Below are 26,721 nucleotides of genomic sequence, written 5' to 3' on the forward strand. Positions count from 1 at the left end.
AAAAATAATGTCAGAACCTAAATTTATACATCTACGTGTTCATAGTGACTATTCCATGATTGATGGAATATCTAAAGTTCCGCCGTTAGTTAAAAAAGTAGCAGAATTAGGCATGCCAGCGATGGCATTGACTGATTTTACTAACTTATGTGGCTTGGTTAAGTTTTATTTTACCGCACATGGTTGTGGTGTTAAGCCAATTATCGGTGCTGATTTTGTTATGCAGTCAGATGAGTTTGGCGATGAACTCACGACGTTAACCATCCTGGCAAAAGATAATAAAGGTTACAATAATCTTACTTTGCTGATCTCTGAAGCTTATCAACGGGGACATATTCAGCATAGACCAGTGATTGATAAAGAGTGGTTGATCAATCATAAAGAAGGGTTAATTGTGCTTTCCGGTGGGAAAACAGGTGAAATTGGTAAGGCACTCCTTAAAGGCAATCAAACTCTCGTTAATAAATGTGTTGATTTTTATCAGACTTATTTTCCTGATCACTTCTATCTCGAGCTAACAAGGACAGGTAGAGTGGATGAAGAAAGTTATCTTCATTTCGCGATTGAGCTAGCGGAAAACACGGAGTTACCCGTTGTAGCAACCAACGAAGTGGTTTTCTTGAATGAAGAGCAGTTTGATGCGCATGAAATACGCGTTGCTATTCATGATGGTTACACCTTAGTTGATCCTCGTCGACCTAAAAATTACAGCGCTGAACAGTATTTACGCACAGAACAAGAAATGTGCACTTTGTTTGCTGACATACCTGAGGCATTAGCGAATAGTGTTGAAATTGCCAAACGTTGTAATGTAACAGTTCGTTTGGGAGAAATATTTTTACCTAACTTCCCAACAGAAGGAATGAAGATAGAAGACTATTTGGTTAAAAAATCCCAAGAAGGTTTAGAACAACGCTTGGCATTTTTGTTTCCTGATGAACAGGTAAGGTTAGAGAAGCGGCCTCCTTATGATGAACGGTTACAAATTGAATTAGACGTTATCAACCAAATGGGATTCCCTGGTTACTTCTTGATAGTGATGGAGTTTATTCAGTGGTCAAAAGATAATCTTGTTCCTGTTGGTCCCGGTCGTGGTTCCGGTGCAGGTTCATTAGTTGCCTATGCGCTGAGTATTACCGATTTAGATCCTCTTGAGTATGATCTGCTATTTGAGCGTTTTCTTAACCCTGAACGTGTCTCTATGCCAGATTTCGACGTTGATTTCTGTATGGACAAACGTGATAAAGTAATAGAACACGTTGCTGAAATGTATGGTCGTGATGCGGTATCTCAAATCATTACTTTTGGTACGATGGCTGCCAAAGCGGTTATCCGAGATGTAGGACGAGTTCTTGGCCACCCTTATGGTTTTGTCGACCGTATCTCTAAACTTGTTCCACCTGATCCAGGAATGACGTTAGAAAAAGCCTTTAAAGCCGAACCGCAACTACCTGAAATCTATGCTGCCGATGAAGACGTTAAAGAACTCATTGATAAATGTAGGATCTTAGAAGGGGTCACACGTAATGCCGGTAAACACGCTGGAGGCGTGGTCATTTCACCAACCACAATTACCGATTTTGCTCCTATTTATTGTGATGCCGAGGGTAATTTCCCCGTTACTCAGTTTGATAAAAACGATGTTGAAACTGCTGGCTTAGTTAAGTTTGACTTCCTCGGTCTACGTACGTTAACCATCATTGATTGGGCTCTGGGCTTAATTAATCCTCGTTTAGAAAACGAAGGTAAGCCACCGGTTCGTATTGAATCGATTCCTTTAGATGATCCTCGTTCATTTAAAGTGTTGCAAAACTCTGAAACAACTGCAGTATTCCAACTTGAATCACGTGGAATGAAAGAGCTGATTAAGCGGCTTCAGCCAGACTGTTTTGAAGATATTATTGCATTGGTGGCCTTATTCCGTCCTGGTCCCTTGCAATCGGGAATGGTAGATAACTTTATCGATCGTAAGCATGGCCGAGAAGCCGTCTCATACCCGGATGAAACATGGCAACATGAGTCATTAAAAGAAACCTTAGAACCGACTTATGGCATCATCTTGTATCAAGAGCAAGTTATGCAAATAGCTCAAATTCTTGCTGGCTATACCTTAGGTGGTGCCGATATGTTGCGCCGTGCTATGGGTAAGAAAAAACCAGAAGAGATGGCAAAGCAACGTTCTGTATTTAAACAAGGAGCCATAGACAACGGTGTTGATGGCGAATTGTCGATGAAAATCTTCGACCTTGTAGAAAAATTTGCTGGTTATGGCTTCAATAAATCACACTCCGCCGCCTACGCATTAGTGTCGTATCAAACACTTTGGTTAAAAACACATTATCCGGCCGAATTTATGGCTGCGGTAATGACGGCTGATATGGATAACACCGAAAAAGTGGTCGGATTGGTTGATGAATGTATTCGTATGAAATTGACGGTTTTACCGCCTGACATTAATGCGGGTGTGTACCGCTTTAATGTTGACGATACTGGAGCCGTTGTATACGGTATTGGCGCAATTAAAGGGGTTGGTGAAGGACCGATAGAAAATATTATTGAAGCTAGAAATCGTGATGGTCATTTTAAAGATCTGTTCGATTTTTGTGCTCGTATAGACCTCAAAAAAGTCAATAAACGAGTAATAGAAAAGTTGATTCAAGCTGGTGCATTAGATAGATTGGGCCCACATCGGGCAGCTATGATGGCGTCAGTTGAGGCTGCGGTAAAAGCGGCAGGTCAGTACCATCAAGCAGAAGCTTTTGGTCAGTCAGACATGTTCGGAGTACTAACGGACGCGCCTGAAGCGGTTGAGCAAGCGTATGCACAAGTGCCTGCATGGCCAGAGAAAGTTTGGCTAGAAGGTGAGCGTGAAACGTTAGGGTTGTATTTGACTGGGCATCCCATAAACGCGTATTTAAAGGAACTTGCTCGGTACACCAGTTGTCGGTTAAAAGATGCGACACCGACTAGAAGAGATCAAAGTCTTACTTTAGCTGGATTGGTTATTGCAGCAAGAGTGATGACAACTAAGCGCGGATCGCGAATTGGATTAATGACATTAGATGACCGTTCTGGCCGAATAGAGGTGATGCTTTATTCAGATGCTCTTGATCGGTATGCAGAATTGTTACAAAAAGATAAAATATTGGTCATTTCTGGACAGGTCAGCTTTGATGACTTCAATGGTGGCCTTAAACTGTCTGCTCGTGAAGTGATGGATATTGGAGAAGCTCGTGAAAAATTCACTCGAGGCTTATCTATTTCTATTATGGAATCACAGATTAATAACCAGTTTTTTGAACGGTTTAGTCGCATATTAGAACCACATAAAGCTGGAACCGTTCCGGTTAATATTTATTATCAAAGAAAAGATGCTAGAGCGAAACTGGCATTAGGAACAGAATGGCGTGTGACGCCGAATGATGAGCTAATAGACGAATTAAAACAATTGCTTGGAAAGAACCAAGTAGAACTCGAATTTAACTAAATCCAGATGCGATAACCTGAACTATATTAGTTTAAAGTTAACAATATTGTTCAAAGTTAGCTATATTGATATAAAGTTAATTATATTGATATATCGTTAATTTTATCAATATAAAGGGTTGTTAGCGGCTGAATAACAAAGGATTCATGATGAGCCTGAACTTTCTAGAATTTGAAAAGCCTATTGCTGAACTAGAAGCAAAGATCGAAGCACTTAGAGATGTATCGCGTCATGGTGGCGATGTATCGGTGGATCTTGACAAAGAGATTTCTCAATTAGAAGAAAAAAGTTTAGAGTTAAAAAACAAAATTTTTAACGACTTAGGTGCGTGGCAAGTTGCTCAACTTGCCCGTCACCCAAAACGTCCATATACACTAGATTATGTTGAAACCGTCTTCACTGAGTTTGAACCCTTAGCCGGTGACCGTGCTTATGGTGATGACAAAGCGATTGTTGGTGGTATGGCGCGTTTAGATGGTCGACCAGTTATGGTTATCGGTCATCAAAAAGGACGTGAAACTAAAGAAAAGGTACTGCGTAATTTTGGTATGCCTAAACCTGAAGGGTATCGTAAAGCGTTACGTTTAATGCAAATGGCTGAACGTTTTAATATGCCTATCATTACCTTTATTGATACGGCCGGTGCCTATCCTGGTGTTGGTGCAGAAGAACGAGGCCAATCTGAAGCAATTGCAAGAAACCTAAAGGTAATGTCCGGCTTAAAAGTGCCTGTGATTTGTAATGTTGTAGGTGAAGGTGGTAGTGGTGGGGCGCTAGCTATTGGTGTTGGTGATTATGTTAATATGCTTCAGTATTCTACTTACTCAGTGATTTCTCCGGAAGGGTGCGCCTCTATTTTATGGCGTGATTCTGATAAAGCACCGCAAGCCGCTGAAGCGATGGGTCTTGTTGCTCCGCGTTTGAAAGAACTGGAACTCATTGATGAAATCATTCAAGAACCATTAGGTGGCGCGCATCGTGATCCAATTCAAATGGCTGAAAATATAAAGGCGACACTGATTAAGCAATTAGATGAGTTGGTCGAAATGGAAAATGATGATCTGCTAGAACGTCGTTACCAACGCCTGATGAGCTACGGCTATTGTTAATGGCTATTTTGATGGTTGCCTACAGCGGGTAATAATAGCGCACTAGGTAGAGTCATAGGTTAGAATAAAACGGACTTTTGAGTCCGTTTTTTACATCTACAAATAGAGGTTACGCTTTGTTAGATTCGGTTATCTCATCGATTGAAAAGTATCGCCAACCAAACAGTCGAGTGGTACTGGCGTTAAGTGGGGGGGTTGATTCTAGAGTTCTACTCGATCTGTTGGCTCAGTATCAAGCACAAAATCAATCAGTGACTTGTTTTGCTATCCATATTCATCACGGTTTAAGTGACAACGCAGATGGCTGGGTTGAATGTTGCCAAAAATGGTGTGATCAATATCAGTTGCCATTAGTAACGGAACGAGTCGAACTCAATCTAGGTGGGCAAGTTAGCCTTGAGCAAGAAGCTAGAAATAAACGTTATCAAGCGCTAACAAAACATATAAATAAAAATGATTTACTACTTACTGGCCAACACTGCGATGATCAAATGGAGACTTTCTTACTGGCATTAAAAAGAGGCAGTGGTCCCAAAGGGTTATCTGCAATGCCGAAAGTTACCGAGTTTTCAGATGGCTGGTTACTTCGGCCTCTGTTAGATGTATTTCGTGCCGATATTGTAAATTATGCTCAGCAAAAAAAGTTACATTGGATAGAAGACGAAAGCAATCAAGATACTAAATTTGACCGTAATTTTTTGCGAAATGACATCATTCCTAAATTGAAAAAACGTTGGCCAACCATTGCTAAATCAGTATTACGTAGCAGCCAACTTTGTGCTGACCAAGAAGCTCTTATTAATGAATTGCTCGCCGAACGACTAGCACAATATATCGATAATGATTGTGGCTTGTGCATTGCTCAACTTGAAACTGAAAGTGAACTTGCTAGAAACCAATTGTTGAGGCTTTGGCTTGCTAAGCAAAATTGTATAATGCCTTCGTTAGTACAATTACAATTAATTTGGCAGCAAGTCGCTTTGGCTAAAGAGGATGCCAATCCAGTTATCAATATTACTTCGGGACAAGTTCGTCGTTTTAGAAATCGGCTGTATTGCATTCAAAAGTCTACCGATGTGACTTTTTGGTCTGCTGATATGTTTGTTGACAAAACAATACGGTTACCAGATTCATTAGGGAAGATTTGTTTAACGAGCAAATACGGCTCTGGCAATTTATCATTGCGAGCACCAACACAACATGAACAGGTTCGCGTTCATTTCAACCCGACAGGTTTAGTTGCTCATCCGTTGGGAAGGGGACACAGTCGTAAACTGAAAAAACTCTTCCAAGAATATAACGTTCCAAGTTGGTTAAGAACCAGAACGCCTATTATTATGTATGGAAATGAGGTGGCTATGCTAGTAAACCTCTTTGTGTGCAAAGATTTTCATGGTGATGATTGTGAAATTCAGTGGGATAAAGTATAAAAGTGTAAGATAAATAATAAAAAAAACTTAGGTATAAGGAAGCATTATGAGTAAATTTGTCGCGGGGTTAGTTGTAGTAACAGCGTTATTGAGTAGTTCTGCATTCGCTGGCGATCCAGAAGCAGGTAAAGCTAAATCTATGATATGTGCTGCTTGTCACGGTATGGATGGAAAATCTGTTATTGATGGCTATCCTAACTTAGCAGGACAGAATGAGAAATATATTATTTCTTCAATCAAAGCTTATCGTTCTAAGCAAAGAACGGGTGGAAATGCCGCAATTATGCAACCACAAGCTGCTATTTTGAATGATCAAGATATTGAAAACTTGGCCGCTTATTATTCACAGATGAAGTAAGCCGATTAACTCATTAGCTTTATTTGTTTTTATCAGTACAATTACAAATATTGTCATATGAGTAAGATTAAGGGATTAAGATGAAAAAAATTGAAGCGATCATTAAACCATTCAAGCTAGACGATGTTAGAGAAGCGTTGGCAGAAGTTGGTATTACAGGTATGACTGTCTCAGAAGTTAAAGGATTTGGACGTCAGAAAGGGCATACTGAATTGTATCGTGGCGCTGAATACGTTGTTGATTTTCTGCCTAAAGTAAAACTCGAAATCGTAGTTAATGCTGATGTTGCAGAGCAATGTATTGATACGATTATTCAAACATCGCAAACAGGAAAAATTGGTGACGGAAAGATTTTCGTAACCAATGTTGAACGCGTAGTACGTATCCGTACTGGCGAAGAAGATGAAGACGCTATCTAAAGTTATATGATTAAAAGGAGCCTTAGCTCCTTTTTAATCGTTTGGTCCTGTCTCTTTCGTAATGAAACCATTCATAAAAAAACTTCTTACTGTTTATTTCTTGTTAGCGGTACTAGGTTTATTACTGTTTAAACTCATATTTGATGTGCCGCAACAGCCTCTGCAATTTGTTATAGGCAGTAATCAAGATAGTTTAATACCGTTTTGTTATCACAACGCTTCACCCGAACCAGTTGATAAAAATGGACAATTGAATCTATTAGTTTGGAATATTTATAAACAAAATAGAAGCAATTGGAATAAAGCTTTAGACGCCTTTAGCCAAGATGCCCAACTGTTGTTGCTACAAGAAGCGAGTCTATCGGATGAATTTAAATCCTGGATAAAGAAACAAGAATGGGATAGTAATTACCTCCAAGCATTTTCGGCTTTTAAGACCAGTGCTGGCGTGGTCAATCTAGCCAACCAATTTCCAACCACTGCTTGTGGTTATCGTGTGATGGAACCTTGGCTTCAATTGCCTAAGTCAGGCCTATATGCTGAATATTTGTTATCTAATGGACAAACACTTGCTGTAGTTAATATTCATGCAATTAATTTCACTTTAGGTACCAAAGACTACCAACAACAAATCCAAGTTTTTAAGCAAAATCTACTGTTACATTCTGGCCCGATCATTGTTGCAGGGGATTTTAATACTTGGAGTGAGGATAGGTTAGCCAGTTTACGACAACAACTGGATGTATTGCAGTTAACAGAAGTAAACTTCATACCTGATAACCGAAAACGCTTTTTGAACGGTATGCCTCTTGATCATGTTTTTTATAAAAGACTTACTCTTATCAGTGCAGAAGCGCCTATTACCGACGCTTCAGATCATAATCCGCTATTGGTTAGCTTTGCATTAAACAATTAAAAAATGATTAGGTATACAGCCCAAATAAAGTAGTAACCCAACCATGGCAATGCAGAAATCATTATCGCCTGTTTTTTGGTAAATTCAGTCCATGCACCCATTGCAGCGTAACCGAGTATGATATACCAAGGTAATAAAAGCGGAAATGCACGCGCAAACCCAGACCATTGTTCAGTTAAAGGAAGTTTAATTAGTCCATTTAAACTATTAAGATCCGCTGCATAATAAAGCACATTACCGTGGTTCATCAGTAGACTAATATAACTGGTAAGATCGCCCAAAACAGCAGGAAACATCACGACACTCGAGGCGGCAAACCATTTCCAATATCCGTGTTGATAACGACTAGGTTTCGCAGCCAATAAAAACCAGAATGCTAATAGTCCAATTGTTAACGTCCTATTAAAAATCGCTTTTATTATTTCGCTAGCCATTAAAGTATTGGCTTCAATGAGCTCTATTTGTTCTGGTTCGGAAGATGAAATTTGATCGACTAAATGCGATTTTAACCATTCAAAATCAACCGTGTCAAAATAGTAACCCCAAAATAAAAAAGGGCTAAGTAGCAAAGCAACGAAAGGTAACCATCCCCATATCCCTTTTTCATACAAAGCAGCGAAGCAGGAACTAGGCGCACGAAAGATATCGAGTAACATGGTTAACGGATTACTGGAAGGAATGATCATACATTTACCTTGGTTACATCAACATACAGTTTAAGGCTTTGGCCTGGATTGATGTATTTTTGGTTGGAGAGATTATTCCACTTTACGATATCTGAAGTTTTGACTTTAAATTTATTGGCGATAGCACTAATCGTATCTCCTGAGCGTACCTTATAATGTACGGTGCGCATGATGCCACCGTCACTACTATTTTTCCATATAACCAGCTTCTGACCAATTTTGAGTGTGTCTCTCGGTCCCATACCATTCCATTCTGCCAATGATTGGTAGCTTACTTTGTGCTCCTTCGCAATAGTCCACAAACTTTCGCCTTTAGAAACGGTATGAGTTACTTTAAACTTACCTCGTTGCTTAGACTGAATTTTTGTTAGTCGGTTAGTGGCGCTTAGAGCATAAGCTTCATTATTCTTACTGGAAATCGGTACCATTAACTGCTGTCCAACACGAATTAAGTTACTGGATAAATTATTTGCAGTTCTAATGATTTTACTTGTCGTATCATAATTTCTTGCTATAACACTCAAAGTGTCGCCCGACTTAACTTGATATCGTACTAGTTTGACGCCTTTACCTTTGTTTTCTTCTACCGATTTATTGAATTGTTCGATGGAATTTAGCGGCAGCAGAAAATGGTGTGGTCCTTCTGGTGGTGTAGCCCATTGGTTGTAAGCAGGGTTGTAGCTTTGTAGTTCAGTGACCGACAGTCCCGCATAGTTGGCGGCGATAGCTAAATCTAACTGCTCGTTTGGATCAACGGTTTGTAAAACGGGTTTATTTTCAATCGCAGGAATAGTTATGCCGTACTTTTTCTGGTGTGAAACCACATCGGCTAATGCAAGTAATTTAGGCACATAGCTACTGGTTTCTTTAGGTAAATCTAACGAGAAAAAATCAATGGGTTTGTTGGCTTTTTTATTTTTAGTGATAGCACGAGAAACTCTTCCACCACCGCTATTGTAAGCGGCAATAGCATGGCTCCAGTTTCCGTTAAATCGTTTGTTTAGAGCGGTTAAATAATCTAATGCCGCGTCTGTTGCTGCCGCTACATCACGTCGACCATCGTACCAGTAGTTTTGTTCTAAACCATACATTTTTCCGGTGCCGGGAACAAATTGCCACAAGCCTGCCGCACTGCCATGTGAATAAGCAAAGGGGTCAAATGAGCTCTCTACTATAGGTAACAGAGCAAGTTCCATAGGTAACTCGCGTTGTTCGATTTTTTCTACAATAAGATAGAGGAAGGGTTCTGCACGTTTGGAAACAATAGCTAAATGATTTGGATGAGAAATGTACCAGTTTCGATACCGTTCAACGGTAGTTTGATCCGGTATATCTAACGATAATTGCATCGCTATGCGCTGCCATACATCTGAACTATTTTGAGGCGTTGCTTTTTGTGCCACACTATCGTTGTCTTTACTCGTATTTGATGAAGTACGGTTAATATTTGATGAGCGACTGGTATCAGAAGAACTTAAAGTCTGATTGGCATTATTATTGTTGGTTGGATTCGTCTCAGAGGCAGACTCAATTTGTTGGGTCATTTGGCACCCCGCCAATAAAAACACGACGACCCAACTAAAAAAGATTCTCATTTAATATCACCTAGTAAAAAATTGACTGATGATAATACTTGCGCTCTAAATTATAGACAAGCTTGAAAGTGTTAAAATGCGTTTTTCCACTCTCTTAAAGCAGTAAAAACTGCAATTTTAGACGTTTCTTTGGTTCTATTAGCGACGGAATTGATCACACTCGGTTGATCTACTCGTAAAAATGGATTAATTCGTTTCTCTTTACCTATTGTTGTAGGAAGCGTTGCAATGCCTTCTGCTCGTTTTTGGAAAACTTCTTCTCGGTAGGAATGTAAATCTTGGTTATCCGGTTCTACCGATAATGCAAAGGATATGTTTGCACTGGTATATTCATGTGCAGCATACACTTCCGTTTCGTTTGGCAGGATTTGCAGTTTATTTAATGATTCAAACATTTGCTCTGCTGTTCCTTCAAAAATGCGCCCACAACCAGCAGAAAATAAGACATCACCACAAAATAGTTTACCATCGCCAAGGTAACCTAGGTGACCTTTAGTATGGCCTGGTAGTTCTAGTACTAGAAATGTTTCTTCAAATAACCCAAATTGATCGCCAGCATTGAGCTGATGAGTAAGAAGAGGTATATCTTCTTTTTCTGGACCAACTACTTTTATACTGGGAAACTGTTCTAGCAATGGCAATACACCCCCAATGTGGTCTTGATGATGATGGGTAATGAGGATGGCTTCTAAAACCAAATCATGTTGTTTTAAATAATCGAGTACCGGTAAAGCATCACCAGGATCAACAATAGCACAGCGTTGATCGCTATTTTGAATCAGCCAGATGTAATTATCATTGAATGCGGGTATGCTCTTGATGGTTAACATTTTATTCTCCAGCAATGAAATAGTAAGTTAGGGTATAGATGAAAGCAGCACATACAGCAAAAAAAAATCAACAGCCACATTCTTGGCAACAGCTGAAAAACGGAGATTGGGTTTCCGAATCCGTTCAAACGCGGCTTGATGAATGGTGCCCTAAACTGTTTGGTTACCATATGCTCAAACTGGGTGGACTCAGTTGTGAGATAATGAGTAGGATGTGTAATATTCAGCATCAAGTCAACCTCGATATTGAGAATCCAAATCATACTTTGGTTGCTGATTTGTTTGATTTGCCTTTTTTAGAGAAAAGCATCGACGTCGTTTTGCTTGCCCATCAATTAGACTACTCGCCCGATCCCCACCGTTTATTACGTGAAGTTGATAGAGTCATGGTGGACGATGGATATTTAATTATGAGCGGCTTTAATCCTATAAGTTTAACTGGGTTATCCAGTTTAATGCCATGGCGAAAAAATAATCTACCATGGAGTGGTCGCATGTTTACGCCAAGACGGATAAAAGATTGGCTTAGTCTTTTGAATTATGAAGTGGTGCATGTAGACCAATACGCTATTTTTCCAATGAAGCATCCATTTTGGACGTGGTTAGAAAATATTATTGGTGATTGGTTACTACCTTGTGGCAGTCTATATTTCATCGTAGCGAGAAAAAGAACTTACCCACTTAAACTGATTAAGCCGCATTGGCATCTAAAAAGCCGATTAGCTCCGGTTGGGGTCAATTTAAAAGCGGGCTGTCGTTCTGAATCTGTTGATAAATAAAGCCATTATTACCTTTATTTTCAGATGTATGGGTACGTTATTTTTTTGTCCTTTAGCTATTTTTCGCTAACATAACCTTCGTCTATGTTCGATGGATTTTCAGCCGCAGCTCTTGCAATTTCATCACATATTTCATTTTCTCTATGTCCAGCATGGCCTTTAACCCAGTGCCATTCGATAATGTGACGAGCAGCTTGTTGGTCTAATTTTTTCCACAGATCGGCATTTTTTACCGGTTGCTTATTCGAGGTTTGCCATTCTCTTTTCTTCCAATTATGTATCCATTTAGTGATCCCTTGGCGTACATATTGGCTGTCGGTAGTGAGGGTTACATTACACGATTCTTTTAACGCTTGCAGTGCAACAATAGCCGCTAACATTTCCATCCTATTGTTAGTGGTTAACTTATAACCTTGTGCTAATTGTTTTTCTGTTTGCTTATATCTCAGTACAATACCATAGCCACCAGGGCCGGGATTACCTAAACATGAACCATCTGTGAAAACTTCAACTTGTTTCGCCATGATTTGATATTATTACTCTATTCGCTTTTTCAATATGACTCTAGTCTGACATATATACCATTATGAATACCAATAACATTTCAAAACAACAAAGAATAGTCGTTCTCGATACCGAAACTACCGGTATGAACCGGGAAGGTGGTCCTACCTATCTTGGGCATAGAATTATAGAAATTGGTGCGGTAGAGATTATAGACAGAAAGTTAACAGGCAAACATTTTCACGTATATATAAAGCCAGATCGTCTGATTCAAGAAGATGCGATTGATGTTCACGGTATTACCGACGAATTTTTAAGAGACAAGCCACTTTATAGTGAAGTACACCAAGAGTTTTTAGACTTCATACAAGGTGCGGAGTTGGTTGCTCATAATGCTCCCTTTGATGTGGGGTTTATTAATCACGAATTTGAAACGCTTGATCCAGCTATTGGTAAAGTAGAACAGTTTTGTAACATTACCGATACGCTTGCCATGGCAAAAAAATTATTCCCTGGCAAAAGAAATAATCTGGATATTTTATGTGACCGTTATGGCATAGATAACTCTCATCGTACCTTACATGGGGCATTACTGGATGCCGAGATTCTAGCGGATGTTTTCCTGTTAATGACAGGGGGACAGACAACCTTAGAGTTTAATGCAGCGGAAAAAAATGATAATCGAGATCAATCTATCAAACGAGCTGTTATCGAGCGAAAAGCTCTTAAGGTTTTAAGTGCATCTGCCGATGAAGTAGAAGCGCACCAAAAACGTTTGGATATCGTAGCAGACAAAGGCGGGATCTGTCTCTGGCGACAATAGAGGTCATTATGTTCAGGGTTGTACTTTTTTTTATCTATCTTATGGCGAGTTTTTCAAGCTGGGCAGAAACAGCAACATCATCAGTGTCTTTGTTGGATAATCGATTTAGAGTCGATCCAACCATAAAACAGATATCGTTTGTTATTTATCGAGAGAGTCCTTCTCGTTCTGTGGTACTGGTTCGTCCCGATGGGGAAAAATATTACGCTTGGGAGCATCCAGAATCCGTATCATGGTATGAAGAAAATGGTATGGATATTGTTTCTATTGAAAGTCCAATGCCTGGGCCTTGGCAAGCAGTAGGAAAAGTTACGCCTAAAAATAACATCAAATTATTATCTAATTTAAAATTACATGTAGACAGTTTCCCAAGCCGATTGTATCAGAACGAGAAGTTAAAATTTACCGCGAGGTTGACTCAAGAAGGAAAACCTTTAGTTCTGCAAGATTTTCTCGATAGAGTAAAATTAAGTGTCAAGCTTATCAAATATGTAGAAGACGAGGATAACCCAGAATTAAACACACAACCGGAAGCGATTAATTTAGGGGACTTTGAAGATGATGGCAAAAATCTAGATGAAATTTCCGGAGACGGTGTATTTACTGTTGATCTGCCCATTTCAGTTTCTCCTGGAAAATATCGAGCGCGAATTACTTCCGAAAACGGCGTGTTCTTAAGAGCGGTAGAGCAAACAGTTCTTATTTATCCTTCACCTATTACTGTCAATTTTACGCAAGCCAAAGAAGAAACTGAACCTCATATGGTTACCGTTATTGGTGAAGCAGGGATGATTTTACCAGGAACATTAGCTGTGAGCGTAGAGCAAACCACCCCCGATAAACAGACCATTACTACGCAAAGTAGTGTGGCGAGAGATGAACTGACCACCGATCTTTTGATGCCTAATGATCGCCAAGCGGGTAAACACATTTGGAAAGGAACAGTTTATGCCACAGAAGGTGCCGCCAGAAGAGAGCTAGTGTTACAGATTCAAGAGCGTGCTTTTAGTGTTATGGCTAAATTAGATATAGAGCAATCGACTAAAGAGTACCAGCGTATTCAAGAAGAGAAGCGTCGGTTACTTGAGATAGAAAGAATCAAACGTGATCGGGAAGAAGCGAGAATGACAGGGATGTTAACAATTCTGGTTGGTAACCTTGTTGTTATTGTGCTTGGTTTACTCATTTGGTTTATCATTGGTAAATTAAGGGCTCGTAAGGCTGCTGTCCCAACAATGCAACTGGATGCGCCACCTAAGAGCTAGGTAATTGGTCATCAGGAAGTTGGTTTCTTGTTTGTATTGTGCGCAATGATAGATAAAAAGAGAAGAGTCAAACAAAGGCTCTTCTCTTTTTATCCTAAATAGGAATCTTTTATTTATTTACTCGACAGCCGAATTATATTCTAGGTAAACTCTAGCCATATTTTTATTTCCCCCCAAAAAACTAGTGAGAGTCATTATGTATCAAAATCTTATTCGCTCTGAATTAACGGAAGCTGCAGACGTACTTAATAAGTTTTTAAGCGATGATCATAATATTCAACAGATCGAAGCAGCCGCAAAAATGATAGCAGACTCTTTTAAGCAAGGGGGGAAAGTACTTTCTTGTGGTAATGGAGGATCTCATTGCGATGCTATGCATTTTGCCGAAGAGTTAACTGGACGTTATCGTGAAAATCGTCCTGGTTATGCAGGCATTGCTATTTCGGATCCAAGTCATATCTCTTGCGTTAGTAACGATTTCGGTTATGACTACGTTTTTTCTCGTTACGTTGAAGCAGTCGGCTCAAAAGGCGATGTATTGTGGGGGCTTTCAACTTCAGGTAATTCAAGTAATATTTTGCGCGCAATTGATGCAGCTAAAGCAAAAGGAATGAAGACTATTGCTTTAACAGGTAAAGATGGCGGTAAAATGGCAGGTTGTGCAGATATAGAAATAAGAGTTCCTCACTTTGGTTATGCAGACCGAATACAAGAAATTCATATTAAGATTATCCATATTGTTATCCAATTAATTGAAAAAGAGATGGAAGGTTAACGTTAACTTTTTACTCATACTGTCTTATTTTTCGTTATAGCGGTATCGAATTATTGGCAAGAAAATTGTGAATTATAGTCAGTTAAATAAAAGTACTAATAAAGGTCAGAAAAATGTGTGAATTGCTCGGAATGAGCGCCAATGTGCCAACAGATATCTGTTTTAGTTTTTCTGGATTAATGCAACGAGGTGGCAAAACTGGCCCTCATAGTGATGGCTGGGGCATTACCTTTTATGAAGGAAAGGGTTTTAGAACCTTTAAAGACCCAAATCCTAGTTATAACTCTAAAATAGCAGAACTGGTTCAGCAGTATCCGATTAAAAGTCTGGCTGTTATCAGCCACATTAGGCAAGCAAATCGTGGTGGTGTTAATTTAGAAAATACACATCCTTTTACACGAGAGTTATGGGGACGCTATTGGACCTTTGCTCATAATGGTCAGTTGTCTAATTATGAATCACTCGATACTGGTCGAATTAGGCCAGTAGGAAAAACCGATAGTGAATTGGCATTTTGTTGGTTGCTGAATAAATTAGAATCTAAATACCCACAGCCGCCAGAAAATATGCAAACAATGTTCAGCTTTATTGCAGAATGTTGTGATGAATTAAAGCATCTAGGTGTTTTTAATATGATTTTAAGTGATGGCGATTATGTGATGACTTATTGCACCAATCACCTTTACTGGCTGACACGTCGTGCCCCATTTGGTAAGGCTAGCCTAATCGATGAAGACATAACAATTAATTTTCAAGAAGAAACCACACCAAATGATGTGGTTTCGGTTGTTGCTACTCAACCTCTGACCGATAATGAAGCTTGGATTAGAATGAAACCTGGTGAGTTTAATCTATTCTATTTTGGCGAAGTAGTCAGTAGTAACTCAGAGTCGTTAAAGGATGTTGCTTTCGCACCACCAAAACAAGATTAATGAGATTACTATAACCAGATAACCAGGCCTTAGATGTACTGATTACTCGGCTGCGTAGCCTGAATGACCAAGAACACAGTCATCAAGAACCGCTTGGTTATCGATCATTTTTAGTCGTGATTCGATAAACCACCGTATAGTGAGTGGGTAGATATCATATTCTTGTTTTTGTACTCTTTGACTCAGGGTTTCTGCGCTGTCATCTTCAAACACTGGCACTTTTGCTTGCAAAATTACCGGTCCACCATCTAACTCTTCGGTAACAAAATGCACGCTGGTGCCGTGTTGGCTATCACCTGCGTCAATCGCACGTTGATGAGTGTTTAGCCCTGGGTATTTAGGTAATAAAGATGGGTGTATATTAAGCATCCTACCGAGGTAATGATTTACAAATTCACTGCTTAGTATGCGCATGTAACCAGCCAGAACAATAAGATCAGGCTGGTAGGTGTCTATTTGACGCATAAGTTCTGCGTCAAATAATTGCCTAGAGTCAAACATACTAGGATCGACAAAATGAGCGTCTATACCTGCAACTTTGGCTCTTTCAAGCCCGTATACATTAGCCTTATTAGAAAAAACAGCGACCACTTCCGCATTGGGTATCTGTGAACCACAAGCATCAGATATTGCTTGCATATTACTGCCATTTCCGGAAAGGAGTATTACGATCCTTTTCATCATGTTTGAGCTATTCCTTAGTTAATTTCGACCTGCTCTTCGTTTTCGGCTGCGTTAGCTATTTCGCCTATTACCCAAGCATTTTCGCCTTCAGATTTCAGCAGTTCAACGGCTGATGCAGCTTGCTCTTTAGGTAAAGCAATCACTAGACCAACGCCACAGTTGAATGTTCTGTACATTTCGAAGGTATCAACATTGCCTTTTTCTTGTAACCAATTGAAAACGGCAGGCCATTGCCAGCTGTTACCATCAATAACGGCTTTAGTGCCTTGAGGTAAAACGCGAGGAATATTTTCCCAGAATCCACCACCAGTAATATGAGAAATTGCATGAATGTCGTGTTCTGCAATCATCTTGAGAGCGGATTTAATGTAAATTTTGGTTGGCTCTAATAGTTGCTCACCGATAGTTTTACCGTTTAGTTGCTCGGTTAAGTCGGCGTTTGATACTTCAATTATCTTACGAATTAAAGAATACCCGTTTGAATGAGGACCACTTGATCCTACCGCGATAAGTGCATCACCAGCCGCAACCTTTGTGCCATCGATGACATCAGCTTTTTCTACCACACCAACACAGAAACCCGCCACATCGTAATCTTCGCCTTCATACATACCTGGCATTTCAGCGGTTTCACCACCGATTAATGCACAGCCAGCTTGGATACAACCTTCACCAATACCGGAAACGACATTTGCTGCCGTATCAATATCGAGTTTACCAGTCGCGTAGTAATCTAAGAAAAATAACGGTTCAGCACCTTGAACAATTAAGTCATTAACGCACATTGCTACAAGGTCTATCCCTATAGTGTCATGCTTATTCATATCCAAAGCGAGACGAAGTTTAGTACCTACGCCATCTGTGCCTGAAACAAGTAAAGGCTGTTTATATTTAGTTGGTAGTTCGCAAAGGGCACCGAAGCCACCAATACCACCCATAACCTCTGGGCGACGGGTGCGTTTAACGACCCCTTTAATTCGATCTACTAGAGCATTACCTGCATCAATATCTACACCAGCGTCTTTATAGCTAAGAGAAGTCTTATTGCCACTCACGGGAAGTCCTCGTCATGATAGTTTGGATGTGAAAATCGGCGTTATTCTAACTGAGTTAAGCCAATAAGGAAAACGTTTGCGTGAGAAATTTTTGCTTATATTATCTCGGGGAAAAGACAAAAAACATGTATAATTAGAAGGTTTATTTAAAATATTGTCGGAGATGGAAATGAAAGTTGTTGAAGTAAAACACCCTTTAGTTAAACACAAAGTTGGTTTATTACGTGAAGGGGATATCAGCACCAAGCGTTTTCGTGAGTTAGCTACTGAAGTTGGTAGCCTGTTAACCTACGAAGCGACTGCAGATTTCGAGACAGAAAAAGTGACCATCGAAGGTTGGGATGGTCCGGTAGAAGTGGATCAAATTAAAGGTAAAAAAGTCACCGTTGTACCAATTCTGAGAGCAGGATTAGGGATGATGGATGGCGTACTAGAACATGTTCCAAGTGCTCGAATTAGTGTGGTCGGTATTTATCGTGATGAAGAAACGTTAGAACCTATTCCTTACTTCAACAAGTTGGCTTCACATATTGACGAGCGTATTGCGTTAGTCGTTGATCCTATGCTGGCTACTGGTGGTTCAATGATAGCCACTATCGATTTGCTAAAAGATAAGGGCTGCAAATATATCAAAGTGTTAGTTTTAGTTTCGGCTCCAGAAGGCATTGCTGCTTTAGAAAAAGCGCATCCAGATGTTGAACTGTATACCGCTGCAATCGATGAAAAACTGAATGATAAAGGTTACATCGTACCGGGGCTTGGTGATGCTGGCGACAAAATTTTCGGAACCAAATAAACCTTCTATTTAAGAAGATTAACAAGGGTTATTGCGTTTGCAATAACCTTTTTTTTTGCCTTTTATGTACTAGTTTGCGATAACAATACCATGATGTGACTTACATGCTTAATGCCAGGTTTGCTTTGGTGTAGCATGGTTAATTGCAATAATACAACGACAGTAAAGGATGATAATAATGAAAAATAGTTTTGAGCATAAGTTGCCTAATCAAGATGGATATTTTGGTGAATATGGTGGAAGTTTTATCCCACCACAGTTAGACGTTATTATGAAAGAAATTAATGATGCTTACCAAACTTGTCGACAAGACCCACAATTTCAAGCTGAACTAGCTAGGCTTTATAAGCATTTCGTTGGACGACCAAGTCCTATTTTTCATGCTCAAAATTTATCGGAAAAATATGGGGTTGATATTTATTTAAAAAGAGAAGACTTAAACCATACTGGTGCTCATAAAATAAATCACTGTCTAGGAGAAGCGTTACTAGCCAAAAAGATGGGTAAGAAAAAAATCATTGCAGAAACAGGGGCTGGTCAACATGGCGTTGCATTGGCTACCGCTGCAGCATTAGTGGGCTTAGAGTGCGATATTTACATGGGGGAAGTTGATATTGCTAAAGAACACCCTAATGTGGTGAGAATGCATATATTAGGGGCGAAGGTTATACCTGTTTCTCATGGGAGAAAAACGTTAAAAGAAGCTGTAGATGCAGCATTCGAAGCCTACCTCAGCGATCCAATTAGCCAACTTTATGCTATTGGTTCTGTGGTTGGTCCGCATCCATTTCCTATGATGGTACGTGATTTCCAATCGATTGTTGGTAATGAAGCCAAAGTTCAGTTTGAAGAAATGACCGGTAAACAACCTGATCATCTTGTTGCTTGTGTGGGCGGTGGTTCCAATGCGATGGGCTTATTTACTGCTTTTTTAGATGATGAAAAGGTTTCTATGCATGGTGTGGAACCATCAGGTAAAGGGTTAGACATTGAGGGCGAGCATGCCGCAACGCTAACCTTGGGTGAGCCTGGTGTGATGCATGGTTTTAAATCTTACATGCTCAAAGATGCTCAAGGCGAACCGCAAGAAGTGTATTCAGTTGCGAGTGGATTAGATTATCCGTCAGTCGGTCCTCAACATAGCTACTTAAAAGATATTGGTCGAGTACAATATGGTTCGATAGGTGATAAAGAAGCCATTGATGCTTTTTTTGAACTGTCCCGTTTAGAAGGCATTATTCCTGCTATTGAATCCTCTCATGCAGTTGCTTATGTTTTTAAATTAGTTGAGCAAGGGCTAAAAGGTAGTGTACTAATTAACCTATCCGGCCGAGGAGACAAAGATATAGATTTCGTAGTTGAAAACTATGGACAGCAGTATGGAATTACCTCGGCTTGATAATGTACGGAAGTGATAAGTAGGTGAATATGGTTTCAATAACAGGATATTGAACCGTCAATCATTGCAAATAAATAGAGGGAGACTTTAAAAGTCTCCCTCTTTAGTAATGCCGTGAAGTGTAATAACCTGTTTGAAACCTAAAAAACTAATTTGATGAATAAGATTTGATTTTATGCGTTAGACGTTGACGCTATAGAATTAAGCATCATCCTCTATTTGTGCATTATCTACCACATGGTTGTCACCTAAATCGTGAGGCAGTACTAGGTTGAGTATAATCGCAACAATACCACATAGGCTCACACCTTGAAGGCTAAATTCTCCAATACCGAATGCCATGCCACCAATACCAAAAACAAGCGTAACAGCAACAATGGCAAGGTTACGTGATTTATGTAGATCAACGTTGTTTTTAATTAATGTGTTAAGACCAACGGTTGCAATTGAACCAAACAGAAGGATCATAATGCCGCCCATTACTGGCATTGGGATAGTTTGTAACACGGCGCCAAGTTTTCCAACTAATGCAAGAACGATAGCGGTAACCGCAGCCCAAGTCATTATTACTGGATTGTATGCTTTAGTTAACATAACCGCACCTGTCACCTCACTATATGTAGTATTTGGTGGTGCACCCAGCATAGAGGCAGCCATGGTTGCCAGTCCGTCACCAGTAATGGTGCGATGCAATCCTGGCTTTTTAAGATAGTCTTTACCCGTTACATTAGATATTGCCAGCATGTCACCGACATGCTCCACTGCCGGGGCAATCGCGACTGGAATCATAAATAATATAGCGTTGATGTTAAATTCAGGCGCGACAAAGTTAGGAATGGAAAGCCAAGCCGCTTGGCTAACAGGCGTAAAGTCCACTACGCCAAACATCAGGCTAGCGGCATAACCAACAAAGATGCCACCGAAAATCGGCAACAATTTCATGAAACCTTTAGCAAAAACGCTAATGATAATAACGGAGATAAGCGATAGACTTGAAATCCATAGCGATGCTGTTGCATCAACCAACTGAGTACCATCGCCAGCCCTACCTAATGCCATGTTTACGGCAACCGGTGCTAATCCTAAGCCAATAACCATAATAACAGGGCCAACAACGACAGGAGGTAAAAGCTTATGAACAATCTCGACGCCTTTTGCCTTGATTACTCCACCAAGTACAACATACATAAGCCCTGCAGCCATAAGACCACTCATTGTTCCAGCAATACCCCATGTTTGTACGCCATACATAATAGGAGCGATAAAAGCAAAAGAGGAAGCTAAGAAAATTGGAACCGAGCGTTTTGTTACCACTTGAAAAATAAGCGTTCCTATACCAGCACCGAACAGTGCTACATTGGGGTCGAGCCCGGTTAATAGAGGAACGAGTACAAGCGCACCAAATGCAACGAAAAGCATTTGTGCTCCCTGAAGTACGTTAGTCATGATTCCTATCCATAGTTGGTTAAAATTAAATTCGCAGGATTCTATCATTAATGCAAACGTTTGCCTCGGGGTTTAGATCAAAAAATGTATATAATTAATCTGTTTTTAAACAAGCGATAAACTATATTACAGTGGGACTAAGTATGATCCCGAATAAAGCTATTTGGGCTTAATTTGGTAGAGTGTCTTTTTCTCGTTATACTAGAAACACTTAAAACGTTTTATTTATTCATTCCTCATTTTAGTTAGGGTTAGCATGCACTATTTAGTTGTTTTGTTCATTGGATTATTTGTTTTGCCCGTTCAAGCTTCAGTCAATATAGATGTATTTAACTACGAAGTTGTTCTGGACAGTAATCAAGCCGATGCCGAAAGTATGGCGAAAACAGAAGCGATGAAGCACGTCGTAATTAAAGCGTCAGGTAATAGTAACGCCATTACTAACCCTGTAATTAAAAAGGCATTGAATAGAACCAGTTCTTATTTATCTCAATTAGGTCATGGAGAGATAAATGGGCAGAAAACACTCCAAGTCGGTTTTAACCCAGAGCAAATTCAATTACTTCTAAATCAAGCTGATTTGTCATATTGGTCAAGTTCTCGCGCTAATTTATTAGTTTGGGTGGTTAGAGATGGGGAATATGGTCGTCAGATTCTTTGGGAGCACGATGAAGATGAGTCGTTAAGTAATATAAAATCGTTTTCCAGTTCGTTAGGCTTACCTATTGTTGTCCCTGTAGGAGACATTGAAGATGTCAGCAATATTACTGCTTCTGATTTATGGGGAGGATTTACTTCATCAATTAGTACGGCAAGCCAACGCTATACTTCTGACGCAGTATTGGTGATAAAAATACAACAAGCTTCCAATGGAGAGTATATCCGTTGGACATTATATGACGAGAAAGCACAATTTATTGTCGATTCAAAACGTCAACCGATAGTAGGGACGGCTAGTGGCAATGCGAATGATGCTTTACGAGATATTATTGATGAAATTAGTCAGTATTATGCGCAAAAAAGCGCAATTAAATTCAGCGGTAAGTCAAAAAATACCGTATTAGCCAATTTTATAGGCATTAGCTCAGCAACGCGTTTTTTTAGCCTAGAAAAAACATTGAAGAGCCTAAATTCGGTTGCTGGTGTTGATGTGGAAAAAATTGTTGGTGATGAAGTGATGTTTACCATTCACTTGCTTAGTTCAGAAGAAGATTTCTCAACCGAAGTTGGCCAAATTCCTAATATTGGTAAGTTAGCATTTCCAAGTCAAGTAGAGCAACCGGTTACTTCACCTGAAATGGGTGAAAGCTCGGAAATACCAGTAAGTAATATGCATACCAATATTAATGATGAAAATAGTCCTGCTCAGTTATCTGAGCCCGATGCTAATTCGGAGCGACCAGATTCAGCGAACAATAATAATCAAATTGACGAAGCGAAAGCTGAGTTGCCAGTAATAGAAAAGGCCAGTGTGCTGACCTTTGAATGGATCAATTAACCATTCTCTACTGAATCATATGGTTGTTATAGTGACCAATCGAAGCCACCTTTATCGGTGGCTTTGTTGTTTGGGGTTACTTTTTAATATGGTTGCTTGAATGGTTAAATTTAGCTTTCTCTTGTTTTTCAACTTCAGAAAGTCTAGGCAATTTTAGCCCTAATTCCCTACCTCGATTTCTTGCGTACATGACGTTACCAATAAAAGCCACACAGGTTAATAGTAACTCAATTGCCGCAAGCCATCTTTCACCTTGGTCGACATACAAAATCGTTAATGAATGTAAAAAATACAGCATTAAAATAAAGTTTGCCCAAGCATGGGTATAAGCTTTTCCTGACAGAATCCCTCTTAGTGGTAGTAATAATGGAATACACCAAGCAATTGCCAGAGTTGCCGAATTTATATGGGGATGAGGCGAAACAAATATTTGCCATAAAGCAACCCAACTCAACAGTGACAGGTACCCTGTAAGGGCAATATATCGATAGCGCTGAGTATTCGGTAGAGTTTGTTCTTTTGCCATTGCCAACTCTCTAAATTATGTCTAATACTTGTTCAGGTGGTCGGCCGTGTCTAGCTTGTCCATTGGCGACAACAATAGGTCGTTCAATCAGTTTTGGGTTTTCAGACATAGCTTGAAATAATTGGTCGTCAGATAAACTTTGATCAGAAAGATTTAACTCTTTATAGACGGTTTCTTTTGTTCTCATCATATCACGTACTTTAGTACAACCGAGTTGCGTATAAAGTGTTTTCAAAGTATCAACAGACGGCACATCGGTTAAATACGCGATGACTTCAGGTTCAATCCCATTATCTTGCAGAAGTTGTAGGGTTTGTCTGCTTTTAGAACACCTTGGATTATGGTAAATCAAGACGGTCATGAATCTTCTCCTTGCTTATTAGAATTATTGTAGTGATAGAAACCTATCACGCTGAACTAACAGTTGATCGATTCTAGCATCATATCGAGCTTGATTTAAGCTACCTAATTCAGCTATTTGACCCGCTTGAGTAAAGTTTTGTATTGCTTTATTCCAATTCGCCTTTAGGGCAAAAACTTCACCAAGAGCCGCAAGATTTTGGTCTGTTTTTCCTTGTTGCCCGTAGGCGCTTGCAAGTAGTTGCCAACCAACCGTATCGGTAGGGTTATCGTGGGTGTATCGTTGCAATAGGCTGACTGCTTGGGAGTAGTCACTACTCTCAATCAATGCGTTAGCGTAGTTAATCAGTAATACAGGATTATTGGGTTTTTTATTTAAAGCGTTTTCAAGCATCTGCACAGCTTTTTTTGATTTATTTTGATAAATATATAAATCCGTCAACGCATCAAGATAAAAGTCATTCAAAGCATCTTGTTTGAGTAACGATGTTAAGATAGATTCCGCTTCATCTAGTTTTTTGCTATCTAGATAAACGAGCGCTTTCCCATATTCATACGTGGGTTTTAATGTTGGGTTATTTTTCTTTAATCTTCTTTCAAACCAGTCTAAAGCTGCGTCAGATTCGATGCTGACATGTCTCGCTATAATTCTGGCTTTTGCTAAATGGTACTCGATAGACGGGCCTAATTTTATAGGGGAATAGTTTTGAGCTCTAGCCCTAGAGTCGGTAATTCGATCTTGCGGTAATGGGTGAGTTAGCAACATGGCAGGGGGGGTACTTGCATAGCGGTATTGATCTGCTAATCGGCTAAAAAAGGTCGGCATCGCATTTACGTCAAAGCCAGCTTTGGCTAGTGTGCTGATACCAAATCGATCCGCTTCTTTTTCATTGCTACGAGTATAGTTTATTTGACTTTGTATATTACCGGCAGTTGCCGCGGTAAATGCAGCAATACCTGCTTCTGGTGCCGCTATAGCTAACAATAACGATCCTGCAAGTGCCGCTATTGTTGCAGGTGAGCGCCTAGCTTGTTCTTCCATACTTCTGGCTAAGTGACGTTGGGTAACATGAGCAATCTCATGGGCAACGACCGAGGCGAGTTCGCTTTCGGTACTGGCATGTAGAAACAAACCGGAATGCAATGCCACGTAGCCACCAAAAAAGGCAAAAGCGTTAATATCCCGATCTCTGATCATGAAGAATTTAAAAGGCGTTTTTACATCATCTGAATTGGCAACGAGCTTGTGGCCGAGATTGGTAATGTATTCGTTGATAACTGGGTCGTTCACAATCGGTTTACTGGCTCGAAGCATTCTCATGTAAGCATCACCATAAATTAGCTCTTGATCTATGGTTAACGTGCCAGCGGCAGCCGTGCCAATATCGGGAAGGTCGTTATTGGCTGCACTTACAGGCATGACCATATAAGCGGATAGGATTAAAGCGATAACAGAGCGTGTTCTTTTCAGCATTGTTGTTGTATAAACTCCGAGTTTATTTCCAGTTAAGACCGCAAAATAACGGATTTGTTTCTGTTTGTTTCAGCAAACTCTATCTTTCTGTTTTAACAAAAATAGTTACATAATGCTCGAGTTTTACTAAGTTTATTTTTTTGGTCATCAAGAGTAAGATGATAAAACAAGCTCTTGATAGCAAAACCCATTACAATATCCTCTTTATAATAAACATCGAACAATATAATGAAACCTTATATTCTGGATTTACGTGAAGAAGGTTGCCCTATGGCACTTTTAACAGTTAAAAGAGCAAGTCGTAACCTAGACAATAGTCAATTAATTGTTCAAATTAGAGACGTTAGCTCTAAGGATGATATTGTACGGTATTTACATAAGCAGAATTTTTCGGTGCAAGTTGAGCAAAAAAAGCACCATTACGAGTTAGTTATTCATAAATTAGAGAGCTCATTTTAATGTTTGATATGATCAGTCGCTGGTATAAGCGACGTTTTTCAGATCCTCATGCCGCGAGTTTAGTTGCTATTCTCCTCGTTGGATTTATAACCATTTATTTTTTTGGACACTTGTTAGCGCCTTTATTAGTCGCTATCGTGCTTGCCTATTTGTTGGAATGGCCTGTGGTTCATATGGTGCGTTTGGGCGCGCCTAGAGTTGTGTCGGTTGTATTGGTATTGATTATATTTGTAGGGATAATGATTCTCGCCGTATTTGGATTGGTGCCAACCATTTGGAAACAGGTCGGTAATTTAATTAACGATATACCAACCATGTATAATGGTTTTCAGGAATTTTTGAAGACGATTCCAGAGCAATACCCAGAACTGGCGAATCTACAAATCGTTGAGTCAGTCTTAGAAAATACCAAAACTCAGGTTTTAGGTTTGGGTGAAACGGTGGTTAAAGGCTCGCTTGCTTCGTTGATAAATTTAGCAGCTTTAGCTGTTTACATGATCTTAGTTCCGCTATTGATTTTCTTTTTATTAAAAGACAAAGAAGAAATGTTAGCAATATTTAGCGGTCTTCTTCCTCAAAACCGCCGTTTAGCAACAAAAGTGTGGAAAGAGATGAATCTACAGATCGCCAATTATATTCGCGGTAAAGTGGTTGAAATCTTAATCGTAGGGTCATCGAGCTATATTACTTTTGCGCTACTAGACCTTCGTTATTCCGCTTTGCTTGCTGTCGCTGTTGGGTTATCTGTACTGATTCCTTATATTGGTGCGGCCGCTGTTACGGTGCCTGTGGCTATTGTTGGTTTGTTCCAATGGGGATTGACTCCAGAGTTTTATTGGTTACTTGCTGCGTACGGTATTATTCAAACTTTAGATGGCAATGTATTAGTTCCCGTACTGTTTTCCGAAGCTGTTAATCTTCACCCTGTCGCCATAATATGTGCTGTATTAGTATTTGGCGGGTTATGGGGCTTTTGGGGGGTCTTTTTTGCCATTCCACTTGCCACACTAGTAAAAGCGGTATGGAATGCGATTAAAAACCAAGAAACATCAGAAGCGTTAACTATCACAGATTAAATAAGCTCCAGAATAAAAAGCTCCCCCGAATCTTAATGGT

General features: G+C 39.7%; 26 protein-coding genes. 16 read left to right on the plus strand and 10 right to left on the minus strand.

The features are described from left to right. Positions 1-7: 7 nt before the first annotated feature. From dnaE to R3X26_RS11630, 6 genes are all read left to right on the plus strand, one after another. Complete coding sequence (dnaE, locus tag R3X26_RS11605) at positions 8-3,487, plus strand: DNA polymerase III subunit alpha (RefSeq protein ID WP_317717479.1); 3,480 nt, start codon at positions 8-10, stop codon at positions 3,485-3,487. A gap of 149 nt (positions 3,488-3,636) precedes the next feature. After that, positions 3,637-4,596 carry an acetyl-CoA carboxylase carboxyl transferase subunit alpha gene (gene accA, locus R3X26_RS11610; RefSeq protein WP_317717480.1) on the plus strand — a complete coding sequence of 320 codons (960 nt, stop codon included), beginning with the start codon at positions 3,637-3,639 and terminating at the stop codon, positions 4,594-4,596. Between the two features lie 116 nt (positions 4,597-4,712). Continuing rightward, positions 4,713-6,026, plus strand: a complete 1,314-nt coding sequence (gene tilS / locus R3X26_RS11615) for a tRNA lysidine(34) synthetase TilS (protein WP_317717481.1) — start codon at positions 4,713-4,715, stop codon at positions 6,024-6,026. A 46-nt stretch (positions 6,027-6,072) separates the two neighbouring features. Next, positions 6,073-6,384, plus strand: a complete 312-nt coding sequence (locus R3X26_RS11620; protein WP_317717482.1) for a cytochrome c — start codon at positions 6,073-6,075, stop codon at positions 6,382-6,384. An 80-nt stretch (positions 6,385-6,464) separates the two neighbouring features. Continuing rightward, positions 6,465-6,803: a nitrogen regulatory protein P-II gene (gene glnB, locus R3X26_RS11625; RefSeq protein ID WP_317717483.1), complete on the plus strand. Its 339-nt coding sequence runs from the start codon at positions 6,465-6,467 to the stop codon at positions 6,801-6,803. A gap of 61 nt (positions 6,804-6,864) precedes the next feature. Then, positions 6,865-7,719, plus strand: coding sequence for an endonuclease/exonuclease/phosphatase family protein (locus R3X26_RS11630; protein ID WP_317717484.1), 855 nt, complete (start codon positions 6,865-6,867; stop codon positions 7,717-7,719). Here the strand turns inward: R3X26_RS11630 and R3X26_RS11635 are convergent. From R3X26_RS11635 to gloB, 3 genes are all read right to left on the minus strand, one after another. Next, on the minus strand, positions 7,716-8,402 hold the full coding sequence (locus tag R3X26_RS11635; RefSeq protein WP_317717516.1) for a YIP1 family protein: 687 nt from the start codon (positions 8,400-8,402) through the stop codon (positions 7,716-7,718). The genes R3X26_RS11630 and R3X26_RS11635 overlap by 4 nt on opposite strands. Then, complete coding sequence (locus R3X26_RS11640) at positions 8,402-10,000, minus strand: LysM peptidoglycan-binding domain-containing protein (RefSeq protein ID WP_317717485.1); 1,599 nt, start codon at positions 9,998-10,000, stop codon at positions 8,402-8,404. Before R3X26_RS11640 ends, R3X26_RS11635 begins: the two co-directional genes overlap by 1 nt. Positions 10,001-10,071: 71 nt before the next feature. Then, positions 10,072-10,830, minus strand: coding sequence for a hydroxyacylglutathione hydrolase (gene gloB, locus R3X26_RS11645; protein WP_317717486.1), 759 nt, complete (start codon positions 10,828-10,830; stop codon positions 10,072-10,074). A gap of 38 nt (positions 10,831-10,868) precedes the next feature. On the opposite strand from gloB, the gene R3X26_RS11650 reads away from it, so the two are divergent. Further along, positions 10,869-11,609: a class I SAM-dependent methyltransferase gene (locus tag R3X26_RS11650; protein ID WP_317717487.1), complete on the plus strand. Its 741-nt coding sequence runs from the start codon at positions 10,869-10,871 to the stop codon at positions 11,607-11,609. A gap of 56 nt (positions 11,610-11,665) precedes the next feature. On the opposite strand, the gene rnhA is transcribed toward R3X26_RS11650, so the two are convergent. Further along, positions 11,666-12,133, minus strand: a complete 468-nt coding sequence (rnhA, locus tag R3X26_RS11655) for a ribonuclease HI (protein ID WP_317717488.1) — start codon at positions 12,131-12,133, stop codon at positions 11,666-11,668. 62 nt (positions 12,134-12,195) lie between these two features. Between rnhA and dnaQ the strand changes: the two genes are divergently transcribed. The 4 genes from dnaQ (at position 12,196) to R3X26_RS11675 (ending at position 15,908) form a co-directional block, all read left to right on the plus strand. Then, the gene (gene dnaQ, locus R3X26_RS11660) at positions 12,196-12,936 is read left to right on the plus strand and encodes a DNA polymerase III subunit epsilon (RefSeq protein ID WP_317717489.1); all 741 of its coding nucleotides are present in this window, start codon (positions 12,196-12,198) and stop codon (positions 12,934-12,936) included. Positions 12,937-12,944: 8 nt separating this feature from the next. Further along, positions 12,945-14,201 (plus strand): TIGR03503 family protein, encoded by a 1,257-nt coding sequence (locus tag R3X26_RS11665; RefSeq protein ID WP_317717490.1) that lies wholly within the window; start codon positions 12,945-12,947, stop codon positions 14,199-14,201. A gap of 196 nt (positions 14,202-14,397) precedes the next feature. Then, the gene (gene lpcA, locus R3X26_RS11670) at positions 14,398-14,976 is read left to right on the plus strand and encodes a D-sedoheptulose 7-phosphate isomerase (protein ID WP_317717491.1); all 579 of its coding nucleotides are present in this window, start codon (positions 14,398-14,400) and stop codon (positions 14,974-14,976) included. A 113-nt stretch (positions 14,977-15,089) separates the two neighbouring features. Next, entirely contained in the window at positions 15,090-15,908 is an 819-nt protein-coding gene (locus R3X26_RS11675) for a class II glutamine amidotransferase (protein ID WP_317717492.1), read from the plus strand. A 42-nt stretch (positions 15,909-15,950) separates the two neighbouring features. Here R3X26_RS11675 and purN read toward each other — a convergent pair whose 3' ends face one another. Both purN and purM read right to left on the minus strand, forming a co-directional pair. Continuing rightward, complete coding sequence (gene purN / locus R3X26_RS11680; RefSeq protein ID WP_317717517.1) at positions 15,951-16,589, minus strand: phosphoribosylglycinamide formyltransferase; 639 nt, start codon at positions 16,587-16,589, stop codon at positions 15,951-15,953. Positions 16,590-16,606: 17 nt separating this feature from the next. Next, positions 16,607-17,647 (minus strand): phosphoribosylformylglycinamidine cyclo-ligase, encoded by a 1,041-nt coding sequence (gene purM / locus R3X26_RS11685; protein ID WP_317717493.1) that lies wholly within the window; start codon positions 17,645-17,647, stop codon positions 16,607-16,609. 169 nt (positions 17,648-17,816) lie between these two features. Here purM and upp point away from each other — a divergent pair, with 169 nt between their 5' ends. Both upp and trpB read left to right on the plus strand, forming a co-directional pair. Further along, a complete protein-coding gene (upp, locus tag R3X26_RS11690; RefSeq protein WP_317717494.1) occupies positions 17,817-18,443 on the plus strand; it encodes a uracil phosphoribosyltransferase in 627 nt (208 codons plus the stop codon). A 178-nt stretch (positions 18,444-18,621) separates the two neighbouring features. Next, entirely contained in the window at positions 18,622-19,842 is a 1,221-nt protein-coding gene (gene trpB / locus R3X26_RS11695) for a tryptophan synthase subunit beta (RefSeq protein ID WP_317717495.1), read from the plus strand. A gap of 201 nt (positions 19,843-20,043) precedes the next feature. On the opposite strand, the gene R3X26_RS11700 is transcribed toward trpB, so the two are convergent. Further along, positions 20,044-21,288, minus strand: coding sequence for a uracil-xanthine permease family protein (locus tag R3X26_RS11700; protein WP_317717496.1), 1,245 nt, complete (start codon positions 21,286-21,288; stop codon positions 20,044-20,046). A gap of 256 nt (positions 21,289-21,544) precedes the next feature. On the opposite strand from R3X26_RS11700, the gene R3X26_RS11705 reads away from it, so the two are divergent. Then, positions 21,545-22,786, plus strand: coding sequence for a DUF2066 domain-containing protein (locus R3X26_RS11705; protein ID WP_317717497.1), 1,242 nt, complete (start codon positions 21,545-21,547; stop codon positions 22,784-22,786). A 76-nt stretch (positions 22,787-22,862) separates the two neighbouring features. On the opposite strand, the gene R3X26_RS11710 is transcribed toward R3X26_RS11705, so the two are convergent. The 3 genes from R3X26_RS11710 to R3X26_RS11720 are packed head-to-tail and all read right to left on the minus strand — an operon-like array spanning position 22,863 to position 25,146. Further along, entirely contained in the window at positions 22,863-23,312 is a 450-nt protein-coding gene (locus R3X26_RS11710) for a DUF2069 domain-containing protein (protein WP_317717498.1), read from the minus strand. Between the two features lie 10 nt (positions 23,313-23,322). Next, the gene (arsC, locus tag R3X26_RS11715; RefSeq protein WP_317717499.1) at positions 23,323-23,673 is read right to left on the minus strand and encodes an arsenate reductase (glutaredoxin); all 351 of its coding nucleotides are present in this window, start codon (positions 23,671-23,673) and stop codon (positions 23,323-23,325) included. 24 nt (positions 23,674-23,697) lie between these two features. Beyond that, positions 23,698-25,146, minus strand: coding sequence for a M48 family metallopeptidase (locus R3X26_RS11720; protein ID WP_317717500.1), 1,449 nt, complete (start codon positions 25,144-25,146; stop codon positions 23,698-23,700). Positions 25,147-25,374: 228 nt separating this feature from the next. Here R3X26_RS11720 and R3X26_RS11725 point away from each other — a divergent pair, with 228 nt between their 5' ends. Continuing rightward, complete coding sequence (locus R3X26_RS11725) at positions 25,375-25,605, plus strand: sulfurtransferase TusA family protein (RefSeq protein WP_317717501.1); 231 nt, start codon at positions 25,375-25,377, stop codon at positions 25,603-25,605. Beyond that, positions 25,605-26,681 (plus strand): AI-2E family transporter, encoded by a 1,077-nt coding sequence (locus R3X26_RS11730; RefSeq protein ID WP_317717502.1) that lies wholly within the window; start codon positions 25,605-25,607, stop codon positions 26,679-26,681. Before R3X26_RS11725 ends, R3X26_RS11730 begins: the two co-directional genes overlap by 1 nt. Positions 26,682-26,721: the final 40 nt, after the last annotated feature.

Origin of the sequence: Vibrio sp. TH_r3 (genome assembly GCF_033101115.1) — a bacterium.
GTDB lineage: Bacteria > Pseudomonadota > Gammaproteobacteria > Enterobacterales > Vibrionaceae > Vibrio.

What these genes read in the sequence shown, in the direction of transcription:
- lpcA (WP_317717491.1), top strand. Translation starts at nt 14,398, where the DNA reads ATGTATCAAAATCTTATTCGCTCTGAATTAACGGAAGCTGCAGACGTA.
- R3X26_RS11720 (WP_317717500.1), bottom strand. Translation starts at nt 25,146, where the DNA reads ATGCTGAAAAGAACACGCTCTGTTATCGCTTTAATCCTATCCGCTTAT.
- R3X26_RS11700 (WP_317717496.1), bottom strand. Translation starts at nt 21,288, where the DNA reads ATGACTAACGTACTTCAGGGAGCACAAATGCTTTTCGTTGCATTTGGT.
- R3X26_RS11630 (WP_317717484.1), top strand. Translation starts at nt 6,865, where the DNA reads ATGAAACCATTCATAAAAAAACTTCTTACTGTTTATTTCTTGTTAGCG.
- R3X26_RS11705 (WP_317717497.1), top strand. Translation starts at nt 21,545, where the DNA reads ATGCACTATTTAGTTGTTTTGTTCATTGGATTATTTGTTTTGCCCGTT.
- arsC (WP_317717499.1), bottom strand. Translation starts at nt 23,673, where the DNA reads ATGACCGTCTTGATTTACCATAATCCAAGGTGTTCTAAAAGCAGACAA.
- R3X26_RS11640 (WP_317717485.1), bottom strand. Translation starts at nt 10,000, where the DNA reads ATGAGAATCTTTTTTAGTTGGGTCGTCGTGTTTTTATTGGCGGGGTGC.
- glnB (WP_317717483.1), top strand. Translation starts at nt 6,465, where the DNA reads ATGAAAAAAATTGAAGCGATCATTAAACCATTCAAGCTAGACGATGTT.
- R3X26_RS11620 (WP_317717482.1), top strand. Translation starts at nt 6,073, where the DNA reads ATGAGTAAATTTGTCGCGGGGTTAGTTGTAGTAACAGCGTTATTGAGT.
- R3X26_RS11725 (WP_317717501.1), top strand. Translation starts at nt 25,375, where the DNA reads ATGAAACCTTATATTCTGGATTTACGTGAAGAAGGTTGCCCTATGGCA.
- accA (WP_317717480.1), top strand. Translation starts at nt 3,637, where the DNA reads ATGAGCCTGAACTTTCTAGAATTTGAAAAGCCTATTGCTGAACTAGAA.
- gloB (WP_317717486.1), bottom strand. Translation starts at nt 10,830, where the DNA reads ATGTTAACCATCAAGAGCATACCCGCATTCAATGATAATTACATCTGG.
- purN (WP_317717517.1), bottom strand. Translation starts at nt 16,589, where the DNA reads ATGAAAAGGATCGTAATACTCCTTTCCGGAAATGGCAGTAATATGCAA.
- R3X26_RS11675 (WP_317717492.1), top strand. Translation starts at nt 15,090, where the DNA reads ATGTGTGAATTGCTCGGAATGAGCGCCAATGTGCCAACAGATATCTGT.
- R3X26_RS11730 (WP_317717502.1), top strand. Translation starts at nt 25,605, where the DNA reads ATGTTTGATATGATCAGTCGCTGGTATAAGCGACGTTTTTCAGATCCT.
- dnaQ (WP_317717489.1), top strand. Translation starts at nt 12,196, where the DNA reads ATGAATACCAATAACATTTCAAAACAACAAAGAATAGTCGTTCTCGAT.
- R3X26_RS11710 (WP_317717498.1), bottom strand. Translation starts at nt 23,312, where the DNA reads ATGGCAAAAGAACAAACTCTACCGAATACTCAGCGCTATCGATATATT.
- R3X26_RS11650 (WP_317717487.1), top strand. Translation starts at nt 10,869, where the DNA reads ATGAAAGCAGCACATACAGCAAAAAAAAATCAACAGCCACATTCTTGG.
- upp (WP_317717494.1), top strand. Translation starts at nt 17,817, where the DNA reads ATGAAAGTTGTTGAAGTAAAACACCCTTTAGTTAAACACAAAGTTGGT.
- rnhA (WP_317717488.1), bottom strand. Translation starts at nt 12,133, where the DNA reads ATGGCGAAACAAGTTGAAGTTTTCACAGATGGTTCATGTTTAGGTAAT.
- trpB (WP_317717495.1), top strand. Translation starts at nt 18,622, where the DNA reads ATGAAAAATAGTTTTGAGCATAAGTTGCCTAATCAAGATGGATATTTT.
- R3X26_RS11665 (WP_317717490.1), top strand. Translation starts at nt 12,945, where the DNA reads ATGTTCAGGGTTGTACTTTTTTTTATCTATCTTATGGCGAGTTTTTCA.
- dnaE (WP_317717479.1), top strand. Translation starts at nt 8, where the DNA reads ATGTCAGAACCTAAATTTATACATCTACGTGTTCATAGTGACTATTCC.